Consider the following 19,516-nt stretch of genomic DNA (forward strand, 5'->3'; position numbering starts at 1 on the left):
GAGACGTAGCGATGTTCAGCGGACGGAGACCGGAATGAACAGTACGGGGACATCGAGGGGCCTGGCGCCGCAGACCGAACTGGCCGCGGCGCCGGACCGGCTGCTCGCCCGCGTCCAGCTCCTTGCCGCCCGGGCGCGGGCGGCCGGCCTGACGGTCTCGGTCGAGCAGGTCGCGGCGTTCGTGCGCGGCATGCGGCTGCTGGACGTGACGGAGCGTTCCGCCCTGCAGCGGCTCGCGGCCGTGACAATGGCCAGCCGGCAAGCTGACCTGCCGGCGCTTCGAACGTTGGTCGACGCGACCTTCCCCGGCCCACGGCCCGAGGGTCGGCCAGACCGTCCCGGGTCGGGAAGCGGCGACATCGACGATCTTCGGGAGGAGCTGCTCACCGCGCTGCACGCGGGCGACGTGCCAGCGGCCCGCCTGCTCGGCGCGTCCGCCGCGGACCTGGCGCCGGCGGCCGGTGGCGACCGGAGCAGCAGGTTGCGGTACGGCCAGCAACGGGTGCTGCGTGCAATGGACCTGTCCGCTCTGCTGCATCGGGCCATGACCGAGGATCCGGCGGATGGTGAGGCAGGAGATGGCCTCACCCGCAAGCTCGCCCAGGCCGACCGGGACGAGACCCTCCGCGCGTTCGAGCTGGCCCTGCTCGAGGAGTTGCAGCGGCGAGCCGTGGCGAACCACGACCCGGACAGCCCGGGTGCTGGACAGGAGCCGATGCCGGACCTGGCCGACGGCCTGCTTGACGCCGACCCGCGGCGGATGTCGCGGCAGGAGATGGCGGCGCTGGCGGAGCAGGTCCGCCCGCTGGCCCGCCGCCTGGCCGCCCGGGTTCGTAGGCGGCGGCGCACCCGGCGGGGACGGTTGGACATGCGGCGCACCCAGCGCCGGGCGCTCGCCACCGGCGGTATCCCGCTCGAGGTGGTGCTGCGGCGCAGGCGTCCCAGCCAGCCGCGGCTGCTGGTGCTCTGCGACGCCAGTGGCTCCATGGCCGACCACGCCCGGTTCGTGCTCGCTCTGCTGTCCGCGCTGGCCGCCGAGCTGCCCCGGCTGCGGTCCTTCGTGTTCGTCGACGGCGTCGCCGAGGTCACCGACCTGCTCGCCCGGCGGCCGGACGTGGTCGACGCGCGGGTTCTCCTGTCGGCACCCGGAGTCGTCGTCGGTGACGGCCACAGCGCCTATGCCGGTGTGCTGGGGGAGTTCACCGACCGGTACGGCCGGGACGTGACGGCTGCCACGACGCTGGTGATCCTTGGCGACGCGCGGACGCGGGGTGAGGACCCGCGGGCCGATCTGCTCGCCGGCCTGGCCCGGCGGGCCCACCGCGTCTACTGGCTGAACCCCGAGCCCGAGGCCGACTGGGACACCGGGGACTCGACAATGTCGGCTTACCGTCCTCACTGCACCGCCGTCGCTGAGGTGTGCACCCTGCGGCAGCTCGGTGCCTGGGTTCTGACGCTCTCCTGACCCGGCGCCGGTGAGCGGGCGCCGCATCTGCTAAGAAGGCGGCTGAGCCAGTCGAAGTGTGCCCCGCGTCCAACCAGTTGGCAGGCGAGCTGATGGGCTGGAAGCCAACGCACTGTCCGACGGCCAGAGGCGGCACAACCGGGTCCACAACGCGCTGCGGGCCGCCGGTGAGCGCGCGAGCTCCCTGCTCAAGAGCACTTTCCGCGCCCGGTGCAACATCAGCCTCGACCCCTGGAAGATCGGCCTCGTCGCGAAAGCCGCCCTCGCGACTCTCCACATCGAGCACCGCCGTACCACCTGAGGGCCACCACAGACACACACCGTGGTTACACACCACAGCGGTGGGTTACAGGGAAGGGCTCAGTGGGGTGTCTAGCCTTGCGTGGAGTTCGTTCACGGTGATGCCATGTGTCTCCCGCACCACGGCGCCGTTCGGCCCTAGTTCGAAGACGGCGAGGTCTGTGTAGACCCGGCTGACGCAGCCGATGCCGGTGAGCGGGTAGGTGCACGCGGGGACGAGCTTCGGGGTGCCTTGTTTAGTGAAGAGGGTCATCATCACGAACACCTGCTTGGCGCCGATGGCGAGGTCCATCGCGCCGCCGACGGCGGGGATGGCGTCGGGCTCGCCGGTGTGCCAGTTGGCGAGGTCACCGGTCACCGAGACCTGGTAGGCGCCCAGGACGCAGACGTCGAGGTGGCCGCCGCGCATCATGGCGAAGGAGTCGGCGTGGTGGAAGTACGACGCCCCGGGCAGCTCGGTCACCGGCACCTTGCCGGCGTTGGTGAGGTCGGGATCGACCTGGTCCCCCGCCGCGGCGGGGCCCATGCCGAGCATGCCGTTCTCTGTGTGCAGGACGACGCCCTGTTTGGGGCCGAGGTGGTCGGCGACCTTGGTCGGCTGGCCGATGCCGAGGTTCACGTAGGCGCCGGCGGGGATGTCGCGCGCGACCAGAGCGGCGAGCTCGTCGATGGTGAGCGCCATTTATCTCGCTCCTTGCACCGCGTAATGGCGCGCGTCCACGCGGACAACTCGGTCGACGTAGATCCCCGGTGTGACGACTGCCTCCGGGTCGAGCGACCCGGCCGGGACGATCTCGCTCACCTGGGCGATCGTCATCGTGGCGGCGGTGGCCATGACCGGCCCGAAGTTGCGGGCCGTTTTGCGGTAGACGAGGTTGCCAGCGGCGTCGGCCCGGTAAGCGCCGATCAGGGCGACGTCGCCCTTGATGGGATACTCCAGCACGTAGGTGCGGCCGTCGATGACGCGCGTCTCCTTTCCCTCCGCCAGAGGCGTGCCGGCACTGGTCGGGCAGAAGAAGGCGCCGATGCCGGCGCCGGCGGCGCGCATCCGCTCGGCGAGGGTGCCCTGCGGGACAACCACGAGCTCGATTCTGCCCGCCTGGTAGAGCTCATCAAAGACGTAGGAGTCGATCTGGCGCGGGAAGGAACAGATCAACCTCCGGACCCGACCGGCCTTGAGGAGCGCGGCTAGGCCGACCTCCCCGTTGCCGGCGTTGTTGCTGACGACGGTCAGTTCCTTGGCGCCGTGGCGGATCAGCGCGTCGATGAGGTCGAACGGCATGCCGGCCAGGCCGAAGCCGCCGACCAGGACGGTGCTGCCGTCCTCGATCCCGGCGACCGCCTCGTCGACGGTGTCGAGGACCTGCGTCCGGCTCACTGTGCAGCATCCCTGGGGCCGACGTCGGTGTTCTCCAGCACGATGGCGAGCCCCTGGCCGACGCCGATGCAGATCGCAGCCACGCCGTACCGCTCCCCGCGTTCCCGCAGCACCTTCGCCAGCGTGCCGAGGATGCGGCCGCCGCTCGCGCCCAGCGGATGGCCGATCGCGATAGCACCGCCGCGGGTGTTGACGATCTCGGGGTCGATCTTCCAGGCGTCGACGCAGACCAGCGACTGCACCGCGAACGCCTCGTTGAGCTCGACCGCGCCGACCCGGTCCCAGCTGATGCCCGCCCGCTCGAGCGCGAGGTTGGCGGCGTCGACCGGTGCGTACCCGAACGCCCGCGGCTCCAACGCGAAAGCGCCGCGGCCGGCGATACGGGCAAGCGGGTCGAGGCCGATGGCGGCGGCCGCACGCTCCGAACCGAGGAGCACTGCGGACGCACCGTCGCTCAGGGGCGAGGCGTTACCGGCGGTGATGGTGCCGTCCGGGCGGAACGACGGCTTGAGGCAGGCGAGCTTCTCCGGCGTCGAGTCGGGACGGACGCCCTCGTCATGGGTCAGGCCCTCCACCGCGACGACCAGGTCGCCATAGAAGCCATCCTGCCACGCGGCGTGCGCGAGCCGGTGCGAACGGGCGGCGAAGGCGTCCTGGCGCTCCCGCGGGACGCCGTACTTCTCCCGCAGCTGCTCGTTGCACTCGCCCATCGAGACCACCCATTCCCGAGGCATCCGCGGGTTCACCAACCGCCAGCCGAGCGTGGTGGACACAGCCGTGAGATCGCCGGGCGGGAAGCCCTTTGCGGGCTTCGGTAGGACCCACGGCGCACGGGTCATCGACTCCACGCCGCCGACCAGCACGACGTCGGCGTCTCCCGTCTCGATCTGCCGCGAGCCGATCATCGCCGCGTCGAGGGAGGAGCCGCAGAGGCGGTTGACGGTCGTGCCCGGAACCGAGACCGGCAGTCCCGCCAGGAGCGCGGCCATTCGGCCGACGTTGCGGTTCTCCTCGCCGGCACCGTTGGCATTGCCCCAGACGACCTCGTCGACCGCGCCACGGGCGAGGTCAGGCGCCTTCGCGAGCACCGCCTCGATCGCGGATGCTGCGAGATCGTCGGGACGGACTCCGGCGAGGGCACCGTTGAAGCGCCCGAAGGGCGTCCTGGCTGCGGCGTAGACGAAGGCACTCACAGCACCGACGTTAGGCGGAAGATTCGATACGGTGAAGTACGAGTATCCCGCCTCATTGAGAGGCTGTGCATATGGATCTGCGTCATCTCCGCTACTTCGTAGCGGTCGCCGAGGAACGTCACTTCGGGCACGCGGCCGAGCGGCTTCACATGGCCCAGCCGCCGTTGTCGCAGCAGATTCGACAGCTCGAGGCCGAGCTGGGCGTCGAGCTGTTGCAGCGCACCACCCGCCGTGTCGACCTCACTGAGGCCGGCCGCGCCTACCTGCACCGGGCCCGCGCAATCCTCGCCGAGGTCGACGACGCAGCGCACGAGGCCCGGCGCGTGGCAGCCGGCGCGGTCGGGCACCTCGCGATCGGGTGCGTCGGCTCGGCGACGTACAGCCTGCTTCCGGACCTCTCCCGTCAGCTCTCCGCTGAGCTGCCCGGCGTGGACTTCTCCTTCCGCGGCGAGATGCTCGCCCCCGATCAGGTCGAGGCACTGCGCGCTGGCGAGATCGACGTGGCGTTGCTGCGGCCGCCGGTAGCGGACGTGTCGGTGACGATGACGATACTGCGGCACGACCGGCTCGTCGTCGCGATCCCACACGACCACCCACTCGCCCGGGCGGCCCGCGTGCGTCCGATGGACCTGCGGGGCGCCGACCTGATCGTCCACTCAGCCGAGCGCCGGTCGGTGATGTACAGCGTCGTGCTGCGCCTGTGCCACAACGCCGGAATCGAACCACGCATCCGCCACGAGGTCGGCGAAACCTCCACCCTGATCACACTCGTCGCCGGCGGACTCGGCCTCGCGGTCGTCCCCGAACCAGTCACCGCGCTCGCGCTCGACGGCGTCACCTACCGACCACTCACCCAGCCCGCGGCCTCGGTCGAGCTGGCAGTAGCCCACCGCGCCGACCGCACAGAGCCACACCTGACCCGCGCCGTAGACGCGATCAAGCACGTCGTAACTCTCACTCAGCGGACGGATCCGCCCGTACGCTGACGTCGAATGCGGCGACGTCGAGCAGCGTGAGGGCGCGGGGCCAGCCGATGGTCTCCGCCACGGACGACGCAAGTGCCCCCGGACGACCGCCCTCACCCGATCATTGCCTCAGTGGGCCTTGTTGTGTTGAGGGGTGGTGGGACGCGGCGCTCCCCGGCTGGTGCCGTGATCAGACGGCCACGGCGAGTTCGGTCAAGCGGCAGACAGCCGCAGCAGCGGGTGGGTGTCGGTTCCGAGTTCGTAGTGGCCGCGGCGGATGTTCCGGACGAGTGCGGGGCCGGCGCTAACGGTCTGGACGGACCGAAGGCGTTTGACGCCGCGCATCGGCCGAAGTCGGGTTTGAGACGGCTGTGATCGGATTCGATCCGGTTGTTCTCTCGCCGGGTGTCGACATGGCAGGCGTCGGGCTGTCGCCGACGCTGGGCGGTGTAGCCCATGCGGTGCCGCAGTTTCGCGACCCCTGTCAGGGTGTAGGACTGCCCGAACAGCCGGTCGATCAGCGTGGCGACCCGCGTCAGGGTCCAGTGCTGGTCCCCTGTCCAGCCGTGCGCGGCCGGGCCGCGGTCAGCGCCGGCCAGCCGGACCCGCTCTGTGTCGTCCGGACGCGGCCGTGACGCCGGCCCTCGAACGCAACCCGTCACAGCCGGCGGTCCGCCAGGTTTGACACCAGACATAGGCCGACTTTCTTTACACCCGCAACCGCACGACCACCTGCGGTGGGGACGACCCGGCGGTGAACATCCCAGCCGGCTGCAACCGGACCTGCTCACGACGGGCGCGGTACGGGGGTGTGGGTGGTGTCGCTGGCGGTGCCGTGAGTAAAGACCTGTTGCAACCGGCGGGGTGAACAGCGTGCGGTTCGCCAGGCCGGTCAGGGGGTCGTGGAACGCCTGGTGGTCTAGTTACTCTTCGCGTTCCCGGATCTCGGCGAGCAGCCGGGGTGTTCTCAGCGAGGGTGACCATCTGCCGAACCAGTACCAGCAGCAGTGTGATCACGCCGTAGGTCTCGAACCGGTCAAAGCGGGCGCCGGTGGCCGGTTTCGCCTGAAGGCGGGCTATTCGACCGCGGACGGCCTGCACGAACGTCAATCTTCGCTGTATCGTAGCTGTCCGAATCCGAATAATTTCGATACGCTTCCATTGAGGGATTCGAGCGATGTCCGGACTCCGCAGCGTCGTCGACACTGTGCACAGCCTGCGGCATCCGACCGGTACGGGTCGCGCGCCGCGGGTGTTGTGGTGCGCCGTTGTCGCCTCCCTGATGCTCTTGGGGCTGGATGTCGCCTTTGCGGTGCTGCTGGACCTGCGATCCGCCCTCGTCGCCACGACGTTCGTCAACGCCGTCGCCCAGTTCGCCGCCACAGCCGCCTGCTTCGGCACCGCCCGGCGGGTGCGCGGGGCGGAGCGCCGCTGGCGGGTGCTCATCGGTTCCATGGCCGGCGGCGCGATGGTCTGGAGCCTCGCAGTGATACCGACACTGGCGGCCGGCGACCTCCTCGACGGTGGCATGTCCCCGGCGCATGCCAACCTTTTCGTTACCCATGCCAGCCTTTTCGTTACCTACGGGGTGGCCCTGGCCGGGCTGCTGTCCCTGCCCACCGACCCGATGGACAGCCGGGGTGGGAGTACCGACCGGCAAGGGCACGGCACCCACCGCTTGCATGCGATCACCCTGCTGGACTGCCTGCTGATCGTCGGTTCGATCATCCTGCTGCAGTGGGGGACGGTGCTCGCCCCGCTCGTCCGGGCCGGCCCGCTCGACACCACGCCCTTCCTGCTCCTCCTGATCCACCTGATCGCCAGTCTGATCCTTGCCGCGGCGGTCATGCTGATTGCCAGCTTCCACCGGCCGCGTTCCCCGGCGACACTGGCGTTGCTCGGCACCGGCCTGCTGACCTACGGGCTCAATACCAATGCCCTGACCTATGTCGTCGCGGAGCAGGGGCTGGGCTTTACGCGATGGAACCCGCTCGGGTTCGCCTTCACCTTTTTGTTGATCTTCCTTGCCACGCTCGTGCCGGTTCCCGCCCGCGCGCCCGAGAACGACCCGGTGCCGCCCAGCCCGCGGGCGATGTGGACGCACGCCGTGCTGCCCTACGCCGTGCTCGCCGCCGCGGGCCTGCTGGTCATCGCCAAGCTGGCGACCGGGGCGCGGCTCGACCGGTTCGAGATTTTCGGCATGACCGCCCTCCTGCTGCTGGCACTGATCCGGCAGATGATCACGCTTGCCGAGAACGCCCGGCTGCTCAACGAGGTCCGGATCCGCGAACGGCAGCTGCACAACCAGGCGTTCCACGACCCGCTCACCGGCCTGGCCAACCGAGCGCTGTTCACCCGACGGCTGCACCGGGCACTCGACACCGACACCGACACCGCCGACATGGTGTCCGTCCTATTCATGGATCTCGACAGCTTCAAACAGGTCAACGACACCTTCGGCCACGCTGCCGGCGACGAGCTTCTCAAGATCAGCGCCGAACGGCTCCGGACGGAAACCCGCGCCGCCGACACCGTCGCCCGCCTCGGCGGCGACGAGTTCGCCATCATCCTCGACGGCGGCGACCCCGACGACCCCCGCCGCATCGGTGAACGGCTGGTAACCGCCATCCAGACCCCATGCCTGCTGGCCGGACAGCCCTACACCCCCCGCGCCAGCCTCGGCCTGGTCACCCTCGACAGCGCTGCCCGGCCGGCCACCCCCGACACCCTGCTCCACCAAGCCGACCAGGCCATGTACGCGGCCAAACGGGAACAAGGAGGCCGACTCGTCATCTACCAACCCGACCTGCCCGCCCGCACCAACCACCCCTACCCCGGCCACTCCTAATCGCTGGTTGGTCAGGTTGGGGTTGCCAGCGGGTGGGAGTGACCTACGTGGTCAAGCAGTGCTGCCAGTTCCGGTGGGGGCGGGGCGTGCGGGTGTCGGAAACTGGGTTCGGGTCATGCGGCCTGCCGGTATTCGTGGATGAGCCCACCGAGCCGATCATGTCAGACGGCCGAGATGCCGGGCTCGGGCGGTGGGCTGGTGCCGGTGCTGAGCGGTGCCTGTTGTTGGAGTGATCGGTGGGGGCGGTGCTGGTTGTAGTGATCGACGTAGTCGGTGAGGACGGCGGTGGCGTGTCGTTCGCCGAGGACGACGAGGTGGTCGAGGCACTCGCGGCGGACGGTGCCGACCCAGCGTTCCGCGAAAGCATTCGCGACCGGGGTCCGTACGGGTGTCCGCACGATGGTGATGTTGTCGTTGGTGAAGACGGTGTCGAAGACGGCGCTGAACTTCGTATCACGGTCACGGATGAGGAACCGGAACCGTGCGGCCCGCTCGCCCAGAGTCATGGGCAGGTTACGGGTTTGCTGCCTGACCCGGCTGTTCGTCGGGTGGCGGGTCACACCGGCGAGATGCACCCGGCGGGATTCGACTTCGCTGAAGAACAGCGCGTACAGCTTGCTCAGCAGGACGGTGTCGACGGTGAAGAAGTCACAGGTGAGGATGCCGTGGGCTTGGGTGTGCAGGAACTGTCGCCAGGTGGGGCCGGCGCGCCGGGTCCGGGATCGACGTGGGCGGAGCGCAGGATCGTCCAGACGGTACTGGCGCCTACCTGATAGCCGGGTTGGACGAGTTCGCGGTGGATGCGGTGGTAGCCCCAGCGGGGTTCTTCTTGGCGAGGCGGAGGATCAGCTGGCGGATCTCCGTTGGGGTGGAGGGCCGGCCGGGTGGGCGGTGCGGCTGGGTCCAGCGGCGGCGGACCAGCTGGCGATGCCAGCGCAGAATCGTCTCCGGGCGGACCGGCAGGATCGGCGATGAGGCGCGCGGGAGCAGCCGTGCCAGCCCGGCGAGGATCGCGCGGTCGGCCCAGCAGAACCGGGGCCGGGACACCTGGCGGTGCAGCACTGCGAGTTCGTGGCGGAGCACGAGGATCTCGGCGTCTTTCGCCGCCGAGCTGCGGGCCACCAACCCCAGCCAGCCCACCAGCCGACAGAAGACGAGGTAGATCAGCCGAACCGCCATGGCCAGAATCATCCACACGGTGGTGTCCCGGTCAACAGCACCTGATGGCCGGCAGAGCACGGCTGGACGACAGGCAGAGGTACAGGTGTCCGATCGTCTTCGACGGAAGGCCTATCGATCACCGGGTGGGATCGTCGAGTGAGCCAAAACCCCTGCTCAGGGCTCACGGACGAGTTTCGGGCACCCACACCACCTGCCCCGCCGCAGCACCGAAACCCTGCCGTCCCGGCCCAGGCCGACCACCCGGCAGCAAGAACGCCCAGCCCACCCCACGCCACGACGTGCACATAGCGGGCAAACCGGACCCCACCAAACGGCAGACGAAGAAGTCCACGACCCCACGACCACGCCGCACAGGTTAAAGATCAAGCTAGTTGCTCACCGGCTGGGTGAGGTCGTAGACGGTCTGCCCACCGACGCTCAGCGCGGTGAAGTTCTCGCTGACCCACGTCGAGATCTCGCTGTTGCCACCGAAACCGCCGCCGCCGAAGTTCGGCATACCGCCGCCGATGGTCGCGTCACCACCCACACCAGCTGCTTCCTGCCCGCCGGCACCGGACTGTGCGCTGCCGGCTCCGCCGGTCGCGTCGGTACCGGTCGCGTTGGCACCACCGAACCCGCCGGGGCCGCCGCCCCCGATGAAGTAGTGGATCTTCCCATCGGTGACGTACTTCTTGAACTGCTCCAGCGTGATCGCCGGGTCGCTGCCGGAGAAGCCGCCCATCGCCATGACCGGCTTGCCTCCGGTGGCGAGCTCCATCGACGCCGCGGACGTCGAGTTGCTGGTCGCGGCGACCCAGCGGAAGCCCTCGGCCCCATCGGACAGAAGCTTGGCGACCTCGCCGCTCACCTGCTCGCCCATGCCGCCGCCACCACCGCGCTGGCCGCCGGTGCCACCGCCGGGGAAGCCTTGGCCACCGCCGGGAAAGCCCTGGCCGTTGGCACCGTCCTGGCCGTTGCCGCCGGGGAAGCCCTGGAGGCCACCCGGCCCCTGGCCACCGTTCGCTTCCGCACCGGACTGGTTGAAGCCGCTCGGCAGGCCGCCGCCCGTCCCCCCGAAGCCGCCGCCCATGCCTCCGGTTGGCCCGGCGAGCGGAATCGAGCCAGTATGCGGCTGCGAGGCGGTTTCGAGCGCGTAGCCCGCCGGCGCCGCCAGCGCGCTGAAGGCGACGACCACGGCGAGCGCCACTGCCGCCCGGCGGACCAGACGGTGGCCCATGAGCAGCACGACCGCCGCGAGCAGGCCCGCGACCAGCGCCGGCAGCCGCAGCCAGTCCTGCCAGTCCGTCCGTCCGAGCAGGACGTACGTCCAGATCGCGGTGACCGCGGCGCTGGCCGCCAGGAACACCCGGGAGATGATCTCACCGCGGGTACGCCACAGCGCGTGCACACCCAGTGCGACCGTGCCGGCGATGCCGGGGGCGAGCGCGACCGTGTAGTACTCGTGGACGATGCCCCCCATGTAGCTGAACACCAGGCCGGTCACCAGCGTCCAGCCGCCCCACAGCACCAGCCCGGCGCGGGCGCGGTCGGCGCGCGGCGCGCGCCGGGTCGCCCACAGCCCGCCGACCAGCAGGATCAGCGCGGCGGGCAGCAGCCAGGAGATCTGGTCGTCGAAGCTGCCGCCGAACAACCGGTCGATTCCGGTGCTGCTCCCGAAGCCGCCGCCACCCCGACCGCCGCCACCGGGCCCGCCGTTGATCTGCAGGCCGCCGGGAGCACCGCCGTTCGCGGCGAAGTACTGCTCGAGCTCGGCGAGCATCTGCCTGCCACCGCCGCCCGGCATGCGACCGCCGCCACCGCCGCCGTTGCTCTCGCCGAAGATGCGCCCGAGGCCGTTGTAACCGAAGGTCAGGCCAAGCACGCTGTTGTTCTCCGAGCCGCCGATGTAGGGCCGGGAGCTCTTCGGCCACACCTCGGCGGCGAGCACCCACCAGCCGGCGCCGGCCAGGATGCCGCCGACCCCGGCGAGCACATGGACGACCCGCCGCCACCAGCCGGTCGGCGCGGCGATCAGGTAGGCCAGGCCGAAGGCGGGAACGACCAGGAACGCCTGGAGCATCTTGGTCAGGAACGCGAAGCCGATGGCCACACCGGCGGCGACCAGCCACCGCCACGACCCGGCCTCCAGCGCATGGGTGACCGCGTACGCGCCGACCACCAGCAGCAACACGAGCAGCGCGTCCGGGTTGTTGAACCGGAACATCAGCACCGCGACCGGGGTGAGCGCGCACAGCGTCCCGGCGAGCAGGCCGGCGACCGGCCCGGCGACGCGGCGGACGGTGGCGTACAGGATCCCGACCGTCGCGACGCCGCACAGCGCGTTCGGGGCGAGCATGCTCCAGCTGGAGAAGCCGAAGATCCGGCCGGACAGCGCCATCATCCACAACGAGGCCGGCGGCTTGTCCACCGTGATGTAGTTCGACGAGTCCAGCGACCCGAAGAACATCGCCTTCCAGCTCAGCGTGCCCGCCTGGACAGCCCCCGCGTAGAAGCTGTTCGCCCAGCCCGAGTCTCCCAGGTCCCACAGGTAGAGCACAGCTGTCGCGGCGAGCAGGACCAGCAGCGCCGGACGCACCCAGCGTGGGTCGTCCGGCCGGCCGCGAACCAGCCGGGCGAGCCGCCCACCCGACGCCGCGCCACCCGCCCGGTGTGCCGCGCCGGCTCGTTCCAGCCCTGGTTCGGTGGGCTGCTCCGCGCCCGGGACGTCCGCCTCCGCCGGACCGCGCTGCACTGGCGGCGGGACCACAGCCACCTGCCCGGCCGCGCCGGAGTCCCCATCAGAGCCCGCCGCGGAGTTGTCGCCGGCCGGGCCGCCGGCGGTGGACGGCCCGGGTTCCGGCGACCCGCCCGCGCGCTGCGGGCCAGCCTGCGGCGCGCCCATCTGCGGCCGGCTCGCATACGGCTGGCCGTAGGCCGGCCCGCCGGAACGAGGCGCGCCGTGAGGGCGCTCGCCGGCGTCTCTGTTGACTGTCATCGGTCGTTCTCCGGATTCCGGGGACGGACGTGGGTCTGGACATAGGTGGGCGCCGTGGGCGTCGGCGCCGTGGGCGTCGGCGACGTCCGCGGCGAGGTGGGCGACGACGACGGAGCGGGTACGGCAGCAGGTAGGGAACCGGGCTCAGCCTCGCCCGGGTCCTCTCCCGCGGTCTCGCCACGGCGGGGGTGGAACACCCAGACCCGGAAGGCGACGAACCGCAGCACCGTGGAGAGCAGATTCGCGATGACGAGCACGGCGAGCTCGACCCCGCGGCCGGGGTCGTCGTCGAGCGCGTGCAGACCAGTGAGCGCACCGCTGGTCAGCGCCAGCCCGATCCCGAAGACGACCAGACCCTCGACGTGGCTGCGGGCGCCGATTCCGCGGACGCCGAAGGTGAGGCGGCGGTTGGCCGCGGTGTTGGCGATCGCGGTCAGGAGCAGCGCGACGAGGTTCGCGCCCAGCGGCCCGAGCCAGCCACGCAGCGCGACGTACACGATCAGGTAGGCGACCGTGCTCGCGACGCCGATGCTGGCGAACCGGACGAGCTGCTTCACCAGCCGGCCCGGGACCTCCGGCAGGTCCGGTGCCAGCGGCGCACGGCCGAGCTGGGCGCGCAGCTGGCTGACAGGCAGCCGCCCGGTCGCCAGTGCCCGGCCGACCCGGGCCACGCCACGCAGATCCGCGATCGCGGTGGCGACGATGTCGACCCGGCTGTCGGGGTCGTCCACCCAGTCCACCGGAACCTCGTGGATCCGCAGGCCACAGCGCTCCGCCAGCACCAGCAGCTCGGTGTCGAAGAACCAGCCGGTGTCCTGCACCAGCGGCAGCAGCCGGCGGGCGGCCTCGGTCCGCATCGCCTTGAAGCCGCACTGTGCGTCCGAGAAGCTGGCGCGCAGCGTGGTACGTAGCAGGAGGTTGTAGCAGCGGGAGATCACCTCACGCTTGGGGCCGCGCACCACCCGGGAGCCGCGCGCGAGCCGGGACCCGATCGCGACGTCCGAATGGCCGGAGATCAACGGCGCGACCAGCGGCAGCAGGCCGCCGAGGTCGGTCGACAGGTCGACGTCCATGTAGGCGACGACACGGGCCCGGCTGGCCAGCCAGACCGCGCGCAGCGCCCGGCCGCGGCCCTTCTGTTCCAGGTGGACGGCCCGGACGTCGGTCAGCTCCTGCGCCAGCAGGGTCGCGCAGGCCCAGGTTCCGTCGGTGCTGGCGTTGTCCGCGATGGTGATGACGGTGCTGAACGGGAAGGTGTCCCTCAGGAAGGCGTGCAGCCTGCGGACACTCGGGCCAAGATCGTTCTCCTCGTTGTAGACCGGAATGACGATCTCGACGTCCGGACCCCCCGGACCGGTGTCCGGGGCCTGTTGCCCTGAGGTCACGCCCGGAAACGGCCGCGATTCGACATCCTCCAGCATCATGGCGTCAGCGTCGCGGAGGAGCCTGACACCAGCCTTTGCCTGACCTGTGAGTTAGCTATGAAATACGCCCCGTGCTGATCGGCCCGGCGCCACCCGGGCTCAAAGCAGACGAAATAAAAACCCAATAAGTCAAAACAAAGCGCACCTCGCGCCCGTCTGTGTCCGGAATCACGGCTCGCGACCATGACCCGACAGTGCCCCGGCGGCGCCGATCCGGGCAGATGAAACCCGCGCGAAACCCGGCTGCGCCTTCGTGTCGACGCGGCACCCCCACTTCCGCGAACCCGGGTGCACTCGGCTGTACTCCGGCGCGCTTCAGCGCGCTACGCGTCCGGTCGATCATGGTGGTCCGAGATACCTGGCGGGGGCCGTCGGCGGACGAGCGGACCGCAGTGATGATCGACTCTGCGATGGACGACGACCGTGAGCAGGTCGCGGTCTGATGAGAAGCGGTCCACATCGCCGTGCCCGGCGGCGGCGATCGTGCGACGACCCTCGGCCCGCGTCGCCGCGGGGCAATTCGTCGCCAAGGCGAACCGCGACGCTGGTTCGTGCGTCCAAGAAGCCATGACGTCAATGAACGTTGTTCGCAGGCTGACGGCTTGCCTGTCTTGTGGTGGCCGGGTGTGGACGCTCGGGCGAACCGACGCCGCCGCGGTCCCTGTCGTCGGCGACCAACGGCGGCACCGGCACGCCGGTCGCCGTCGACTGCGGGAGCGAGCGGATCGGGCCGCGCAGCCTGGCCGCCGGGGACGCGCGGCGGCGCTTCGTCGAGGCGGTCGCCGCCGGGCGGTCAGCGACACTGGAAAGCACCGTGCTCGACACAGAGGGCGATCCGACCGTCTAACTCGCTCACCAGTGACACCCGAGGTGGCGTCACCGTCATCGAGGACCGCAGCAAGGCCCGGTTCCGCGGCGCCGACGTGCCAACCCGGGTCCGCTTCGTCTGTACGTCGATCGACAGCGCCGAGGAGACCAGGCCTGGCTATGCCGACCTCGTCGTTCACCGCCTGCGCGGCTGTACCTCTCCCGAACCCGCCTGATCCCACCGGCCCGTTGCTGGATCGCCGGACGCGCCGGACACCAGCGGCCGAGCCGCCACACGGCAAGCCGGTCCGTCACACGGCGAGCACGTCCGTCACCGGCCGCCGCTGGACCTTCGAAGAGATCATTCAGACCTCCAGGAAATCGGCCGCACTCGACCAGCACCAGGTCAGCGTCTGGACCTCCTGGCACCGCTGGGCCATCCTCGCGATGCTCTCCCACGCCTTCCTGACCGTACCGCCGACGACCATCGGCGAGAGCCTCCCGCCCATCACCGTCAACGAAACCGGAGACTGTCTAACGCGATCATCGGCCTGCCAGCCCCGCACCGGGCAAAAGTTCGCGTACGTCAATTGTTGGGCACAGTGGGTAACAGCACGCTAAAATTGACACGTCACCTTTCGGTAGGACGTCGCGGAAGTGTTGCCTCTTCGAGCAACCCTCCGTGCACTGGCTTTGTCGTGCTCCCTGTCCCAGACGAGGTCGCGAGCTCGCTATGGTCTATTTGCTGGATCGAATGGCAAGTTCCGCCGGCGGGGAGAGCGTAGGAACGGTCACCTTTCTCGCGGTTGACCGGGACGAACGCAGTACCAGATCTTGAATGGTCGGGGTCTGGCTACGGGGGCTCTGGATCGAGGGTCAGGCCGGTACTACATTCCGAGATCTTGTTTAGACACGTAGGACGAGGGGCGCCAGGTCGCCTCGACGGCGGTAGTGACTGAGCAGGGTTCGGTTCTGGTGTGCCATGCGCCGCAGTTCCCGGGCGAGCACGTTGTCGGGCAGGGTGTGTCGGGCGGCCAGGAGGGTCGTGGCGAGGAGCCGGCGGATCGACCGGGTCGAGTGACGGATCAGCCGGCGGTCTCCTGGGTCCGGGGGGCCTTTTCCCAGGTCGGCGCGGGTAGCGGCGAGGAAGGCGTGGGCGAGCATGTTGATCGTGACGTGCCGGTGCCACGGGGTCCACTTCCGGACCTGGTACTGGTCGAGACCGAGGGCGTCCTTGCCTTGGCCGTTGTCCTCCTCGACGGTCCACCGCGCACCGGCTGCTCTCACCATGTCGGGAACACCTGTGGGCGCGGGAGCGTGCACGAGGAAGTACTCGAACTCGTAGCTCGTCTTCCCATCCCGGGTCCGCGGCGCGACGGACTTGCGGACGAGCAGGGCGTGGCCGTCGGCCGGCCGCTCGTCGGCGACGGCGACGGCGACGGCGAGCGCGGCCCAGTCGTACCAGCGGACACCTTTCGCCCCGGCCCCGCAGGAGCGGCGTTCGAACACCCCGGCCGGCAGCCGGGCGTGCAGTCGGTCCGGCCGGGTCGGTCGGCCCCGCGCGTCGAGCAGCGGCAGGCTCTTGGGGACCGCCAACACGTAGGACAGCCGCCGGTCGTGGCAGAACCCGCGCAGCCCAGGGTCCTTGCCGTACCCGCTGTCGGCGGCGACCCAGCGAAACGGCGTCCCCACCTCGACGGCCCGCGCGAGCATCTCCACCGCCAGCCGCGGTTTCGTCGCGAACCGGCAGCCGGCGGGGACACCGGCCGCCCGGCACCGGGCCGGGTCGTCGGTCCACACCTCGGGCAGGTACAGCTCCCGGTCGGTGAAGGCGTGCCCGTGCTCGGAGGCGTAGGTGCACATGACCATGGTCTGCACGTTCGCGACGTCCCCGGTCAGCCCGTAGTACTGAGGCGCCACCCCCACCGACCGGGTCCCTTTCTTCAACGCCTGCGTGTCGTCGACGACCAGCACCGCCTCCGGCGACCCGAGACGGTCGACCACCAACGCCCGCACCGCGTCCCGTAGCAGGTCCGCGTCCCACACCGCCCCGCCGAGCAGGTGCTCGAACGGTCGCGGCGTCGGGTAACCGACGTGCTCCGCCAGCCCCCACGAGTTCTTCTTCGGCACGTCCGCGAGCAACGCCCGCACGAAGTCGGCGAACACCCGCTTCGACTCCGGTCGGTTGAACAACCAGCTCAGCCCGTCCGTCAGCGCCGTGAGCTCCTGCTCCCACCCGGCAATGTCCCGCGCCGTCACGACCCCCACCATGGCAGCGCACCTGACGAGGGTGTGGGTCGGTGGTCGATATGGGACGTGCGGCGGGTTGGGTTCTGTCTAAATATTTCCGTCTTCAGTAGGGGTGTGGGAGGGTCTGGGTCAGTATGGCGACGATCCAGGGCTGGTAGAGCTGCTGATGCGGAACGGACGGTCGGGACGGCTCGCTGGGGCGTTCTCCGGCGACCCCGGGCTGATTAACCTCAAGACGGCCGTCCGGGTGGCTGTCGTAGCCCCCGTGTTGCTGGCCGTTACCTATCTGGTCGGCGGGGACGTGCGGCTGAGTCTGTTCGCCTGGTTCGGCTCCTACGTCCTGTTGGAATTCGTCGAGTTCACCGGGCCGGCTAGTGCCAGGCTGATGGCCTATGCTGCGTTCGCGCTCGGCGCCGTTCCGCTTCTCGTCATCGGGACGCTGTGTTCCCGGTCGGCCTGGCTAGCGGTACCGGCGACTGCATTGGTTGCATGGGTCGTGCTATTTTCCGGGGTCCTCAACGCGTATTTCGCCGTCGCCGGACAGGCCACGCTGATGGCCTTTGTCCTGGCGGTCATGACCCCTGGCCCTGCGTCGGCCATTCCGGAACGGCTTGCCGGCTGGGGCATCGCCATGGTGGCGGCCGTTACCACGGCCATGGTGCTGTGGACGGAGCGGCCACCGACACGGCTGCGTGCCGCGCTGGCCCAAGCGTGCCGGTCGATGGCCGACGGGGTGGCGTGGACGACGATGCCTTCTGCGTGGTCTGACGGGACCGGGGCGGAGGACGTCCACCCGATCTGGACCGATGTGTTCCATCTGCGCCGCAGCTTTGTCGAGACCGCGCACCGGCCCGGCGGTGTCGGCGGGCGCACCGCGGCGTTGGGACATCTGGTCGTGGATGTCAACTGGTTGGTCCCGTTCGCTGAACCGCGCGCGGACCGGGATGGGCTCGCGGCGGTCTGCTTCCGCCGGGAGGCGGCCGAGATCCATGCCGCCGCCGCTGCCACGCTCACCGCCGCTGCCGATCGGCTCGACCGCGGTCCACGGACGGGCGGGCCGCTCGGTCTAGACCGCCTAGAGCGGGCTGAGAGAGGGATGCGTACAGCCCTGCTGGACTACATAGAGCGGTCAGGTCACCGGCTGGTGCCTGACGTTGCTGTGTCAACCGCCCGATCAGCCCACAAGTCAGCCGATGCTGGTGCCGCGGGGTCGGAGCCGCCTCCAGCGAACCTCGCTATCGCCGAGGCGTTCCGGCTGCGCAGGCTGGCCCGGGGTACCCGGGAGCTGGCGGTGAACGTGCTGCGGGTGACCGCCCCGGCTCCGTCGCCGCGCTCCTGGCTACGGCCGCGTGGCTGGTCGGACAGGCTAAGGCGGCTCACCCGCCGCGGCGTCGCCGCTACCGATCTTGCCGCCGGATACGCCAGCCTGCGGTCCGTGTGGTTCCGCAACAGCGTACGCGGCGCCGTGGGGCTCGCCCTCGCTGTCGCTGTGGCCCAGAACATCGAGGTGCAGCATGGCCTCTGGGTCGCGCTCGGCACGCTGTCGGTCCTGCGGTCAAACGTGGCGGCGACCAGCTCGACGATCCTGCGGGGACTGCTGGGCACCGGGATCGGCATTCTGGTGGGTGGCCTGTTCGTCGCCCTGGTCGGCGCCCATACCGTGGTGTCGTGGCTGGTGCTGCCACTGGCCATGTTCGTCGCCGGCTACCTGCGGCGCAAACCATCCTTCGCGCTGGGGCAGGCAGGCTTCACCGTCGCCATCCTCATCCTTTTCAACATCATTGAACCGTCGGGCTGGCAGGTGGGCCTGGTTCGCATCCAGGACGCGATGATCGGTTTCGGGGTGAGCCTGGCCGTGGGAGCGCTGCTGTGGCCCCGGGGAGCGGCGACGCTGATCCGGCGCCGGGCCGCCGCCGCTTACCGGACGGGCGCGGACCTCCTCGCCCTGGTCGTCATGCGGGCACCCGGAGACGACGATCCGCCCAGCGCCCGGCCGCGGACCTCACCATGGCTGTACCCGCCCTACACCGGAACATCGGGCCATCCAGGCAGCTCCGTGGACACCGCCGCCGCACCAGCGAGCCGGGTCGACACCCCCCGCACAGAGAACGCCGACACCACACTCCCGGACAACGGGGCCGTCTGCCATCCCCGTCGGGACGAGCACATAGCCGCCGCCGCACGCGACGCCATCCGCGCCGGACGGCTGCTCGACGACGTGGTCCGCCAGTACCTGTCCGAACAGCCCAACGATCGGCTCGACGTCGACGCACTCATGACCATCGTCGGTGGAGCACTGCGGCTACGCCGAACCGCACAGCTGCTACGGGCCGGCGACGTACCCTGGCCAGCGGACATCCTGCGGACCGGGGGCGACGTCAGCGCGACCGCCTCGACCATGGAGATCTCCGCCGTGCTGCCCGATCTGGCCGCAGCCCAGGAGGCGGTCAGGGTGGAGACGGTCGAGCTGTGCGCCTGGTACCGGCGATTCGCCGAGGCACTCGATGACAGCAGGCCACCACTACCAGCAGACCCGAACCCTGGTCCAGGCCCGGCCAGCACGGCGGCACTGGCCGTGGTGCGTCACGGCACCACGGCGCGCCGACCCCCGGAAGTGCGTGCCGGCGTGGCGCTGGCAGCGCGCGCGACCTACCTCGACATCCTCTGGGATCTGCGACCAATGCTCACCGACGCGGGCACGGCGCTCGCTCACCGGCCGGGCCAACTCTG

The 19,516-nt window shown here is 70.2% G+C and carries 14 protein-coding genes and 4 pseudogenes; 7 read left to right on the plus strand and 11 right to left on the minus strand.

The annotated features are described in order from the left end of the window. Positions 1 to 34: 34 nt before the first annotated feature. Positions 35 to 1,465: a VWA domain-containing protein gene (locus AC559T_RS25910; protein ID WP_498870375.1), complete on the plus strand. Its 1,431-nt coding sequence runs from the start codon at positions 35 to 37 to the stop codon at positions 1,463 to 1,465. Between the two features lie 100 nt (positions 1,466 to 1,565). After that, a pseudogene (locus AC559T_RS25915) lies at positions 1,566 to 1,766 on the plus strand (IS5/IS1182 family transposase); the annotation flags it as partial. A 45-nt stretch (positions 1,767 to 1,811) separates the two neighbouring features. Here AC559T_RS25915 and AC559T_RS25920 read toward each other — a convergent pair. From AC559T_RS25920 to AC559T_RS25930, 3 genes are read right to left on the minus strand one after another with little or no spacing between them, the layout of a single operon-like run. Next, a complete protein-coding gene (locus AC559T_RS25920; RefSeq protein WP_498870376.1) occupies positions 1,812 to 2,447 on the minus strand; it encodes a 3-oxoacid CoA-transferase subunit B in 636 nt (211 codons plus the stop codon). Continuing rightward, positions 2,448 to 3,143 carry a 3-oxoacid CoA-transferase subunit A gene (locus AC559T_RS25925; protein ID WP_498870377.1) on the minus strand — a complete coding sequence of 232 codons (696 nt, stop codon included), beginning with the start codon at positions 3,141 to 3,143 and terminating at the stop codon, positions 2,448 to 2,450. After that, positions 3,140 to 4,336 (minus strand): thiolase family protein, encoded by a 1,197-nt coding sequence (locus AC559T_RS25930; RefSeq protein WP_498870378.1) that lies wholly within the window; start codon positions 4,334 to 4,336, stop codon positions 3,140 to 3,142. Before AC559T_RS25930 ends, AC559T_RS25925 begins: the two co-directional genes overlap by 4 nt. 71 nt (positions 4,337 to 4,407) lie before the next feature. On the opposite strand from AC559T_RS25930, the gene AC559T_RS25935 reads away from it, so the two are divergent. After that, positions 4,408 to 5,322 carry a LysR substrate-binding domain-containing protein gene (locus AC559T_RS25935; RefSeq protein ID WP_498870379.1) on the plus strand — a complete coding sequence of 305 codons (915 nt, stop codon included), beginning with the start codon at positions 4,408 to 4,410 and terminating at the stop codon, positions 5,320 to 5,322. A 169-nt stretch (positions 5,323 to 5,491) separates the two neighbouring features. Here the strand turns inward: AC559T_RS25935 and AC559T_RS25940 are convergent. The 3 pseudogenes from AC559T_RS25940 to AC559T_RS25950 form a co-directional block, all read right to left on the minus strand. Continuing rightward, positions 5,492 to 5,729 (minus strand): annotated as a pseudogene (locus tag AC559T_RS25940) (DDE-type integrase/transposase/recombinase); the annotation flags it as partial. Positions 5,730 to 5,750: 21 nt separating this feature from the next. Further along, a pseudogene (locus tag AC559T_RS25945) lies at positions 5,751 to 5,996 on the minus strand (helix-turn-helix domain-containing protein); the annotation flags it as partial. Between the two features lie 119 nt (positions 5,997 to 6,115). Further along, a pseudogene (locus AC559T_RS25950) lies at positions 6,116 to 6,363 on the minus strand (GGDEF domain-containing protein); the annotation flags it as partial. 115 nt (positions 6,364 to 6,478) lie between these two features. Between AC559T_RS25950 and AC559T_RS25955 the strand changes: the two are divergent. After that, the gene (locus tag AC559T_RS25955) at positions 6,479 to 8,149 is read left to right on the plus strand and encodes a diguanylate cyclase domain-containing protein (protein ID WP_498870380.1); all 1,671 of its coding nucleotides are present in this window, start codon (positions 6,479 to 6,481) and stop codon (positions 8,147 to 8,149) included. Positions 8,150 to 8,310: 161 nt separating this feature from the next. Here the strand turns inward: AC559T_RS25955 and AC559T_RS25960 are convergent, their stop codons facing one another. From AC559T_RS25960 to AC559T_RS25975, 4 genes are all read right to left on the minus strand, one after another. After that, entirely contained in the window at positions 8,311 to 8,655 is a 345-nt protein-coding gene (locus tag AC559T_RS25960; protein ID WP_498870381.1) for an integrase core domain-containing protein, read from the minus strand. 259 nt (positions 8,656 to 8,914) lie between these two features. Next, positions 8,915 to 9,328: an integrase gene (locus tag AC559T_RS25965; protein WP_498870382.1), complete on the minus strand. Its 414-nt coding sequence runs from the start codon at positions 9,326 to 9,328 to the stop codon at positions 8,915 to 8,917. 370 nt (positions 9,329 to 9,698) lie between these two features. Further along, a complete protein-coding gene (locus tag AC559T_RS25970; protein WP_498870383.1) occupies positions 9,699 to 12,305 on the minus strand; it encodes an ArnT family glycosyltransferase in 2,607 nt (868 codons plus the stop codon). Beyond that, positions 12,302 to 13,729: a bifunctional glycosyltransferase family 2/GtrA family protein gene (locus AC559T_RS25975; protein WP_498870384.1), complete on the minus strand. Its 1,428-nt coding sequence runs from the start codon at positions 13,727 to 13,729 to the stop codon at positions 12,302 to 12,304. The genes AC559T_RS25970 and AC559T_RS25975 overlap by 4 nt, the downstream gene beginning before the upstream one ends. A 616-nt stretch (positions 13,730 to 14,345) precedes the next feature. Here AC559T_RS25975 and AC559T_RS25980 point away from each other — a divergent pair. Together AC559T_RS25980 and AC559T_RS25985 are read left to right on the plus strand one after the other, a co-directional pair. Then, entirely contained in the window at positions 14,346 to 14,576 is a 231-nt protein-coding gene (locus AC559T_RS25980; RefSeq protein ID WP_498870385.1) for a hypothetical protein, read from the plus strand. Positions 14,577 to 14,716: 140 nt separating this feature from the next. After that, the gene (locus tag AC559T_RS25985) at positions 14,717 to 15,157 is read left to right on the plus strand and encodes a hypothetical protein (RefSeq protein WP_498870386.1); all 441 of its coding nucleotides are present in this window, start codon (positions 14,717 to 14,719) and stop codon (positions 15,155 to 15,157) included. A 285-nt stretch (positions 15,158 to 15,442) separates the two neighbouring features. Here the strand turns inward: AC559T_RS25985 and AC559T_RS25990 are convergent, their stop codons facing one another. Continuing rightward, positions 15,443 to 16,795 carry an IS701 family transposase gene (locus AC559T_RS25990; protein WP_498870387.1) on the minus strand — a complete coding sequence of 451 codons (1,353 nt, stop codon included), beginning with the start codon at positions 16,793 to 16,795 and terminating at the stop codon, positions 15,443 to 15,445. A gap of 238 nt (positions 16,796 to 17,033) precedes the next feature. On the opposite strand from AC559T_RS25990, the gene AC559T_RS25995 reads away from it, so the two are divergent. Further along, positions 17,034 to 19,516 (plus strand): FUSC family protein (locus AC559T_RS25995; RefSeq protein WP_498870388.1); only part of this gene is annotated, 2,483 nt, incomplete at its 3' end.

It is taken from the genome of Frankia sp. Hr75.2 (assembly GCF_949319125.1).
GTDB lineage: Bacteria > Actinomycetota > Actinomycetes > Frankiales > Frankiaceae > Parafrankia > Parafrankia soli.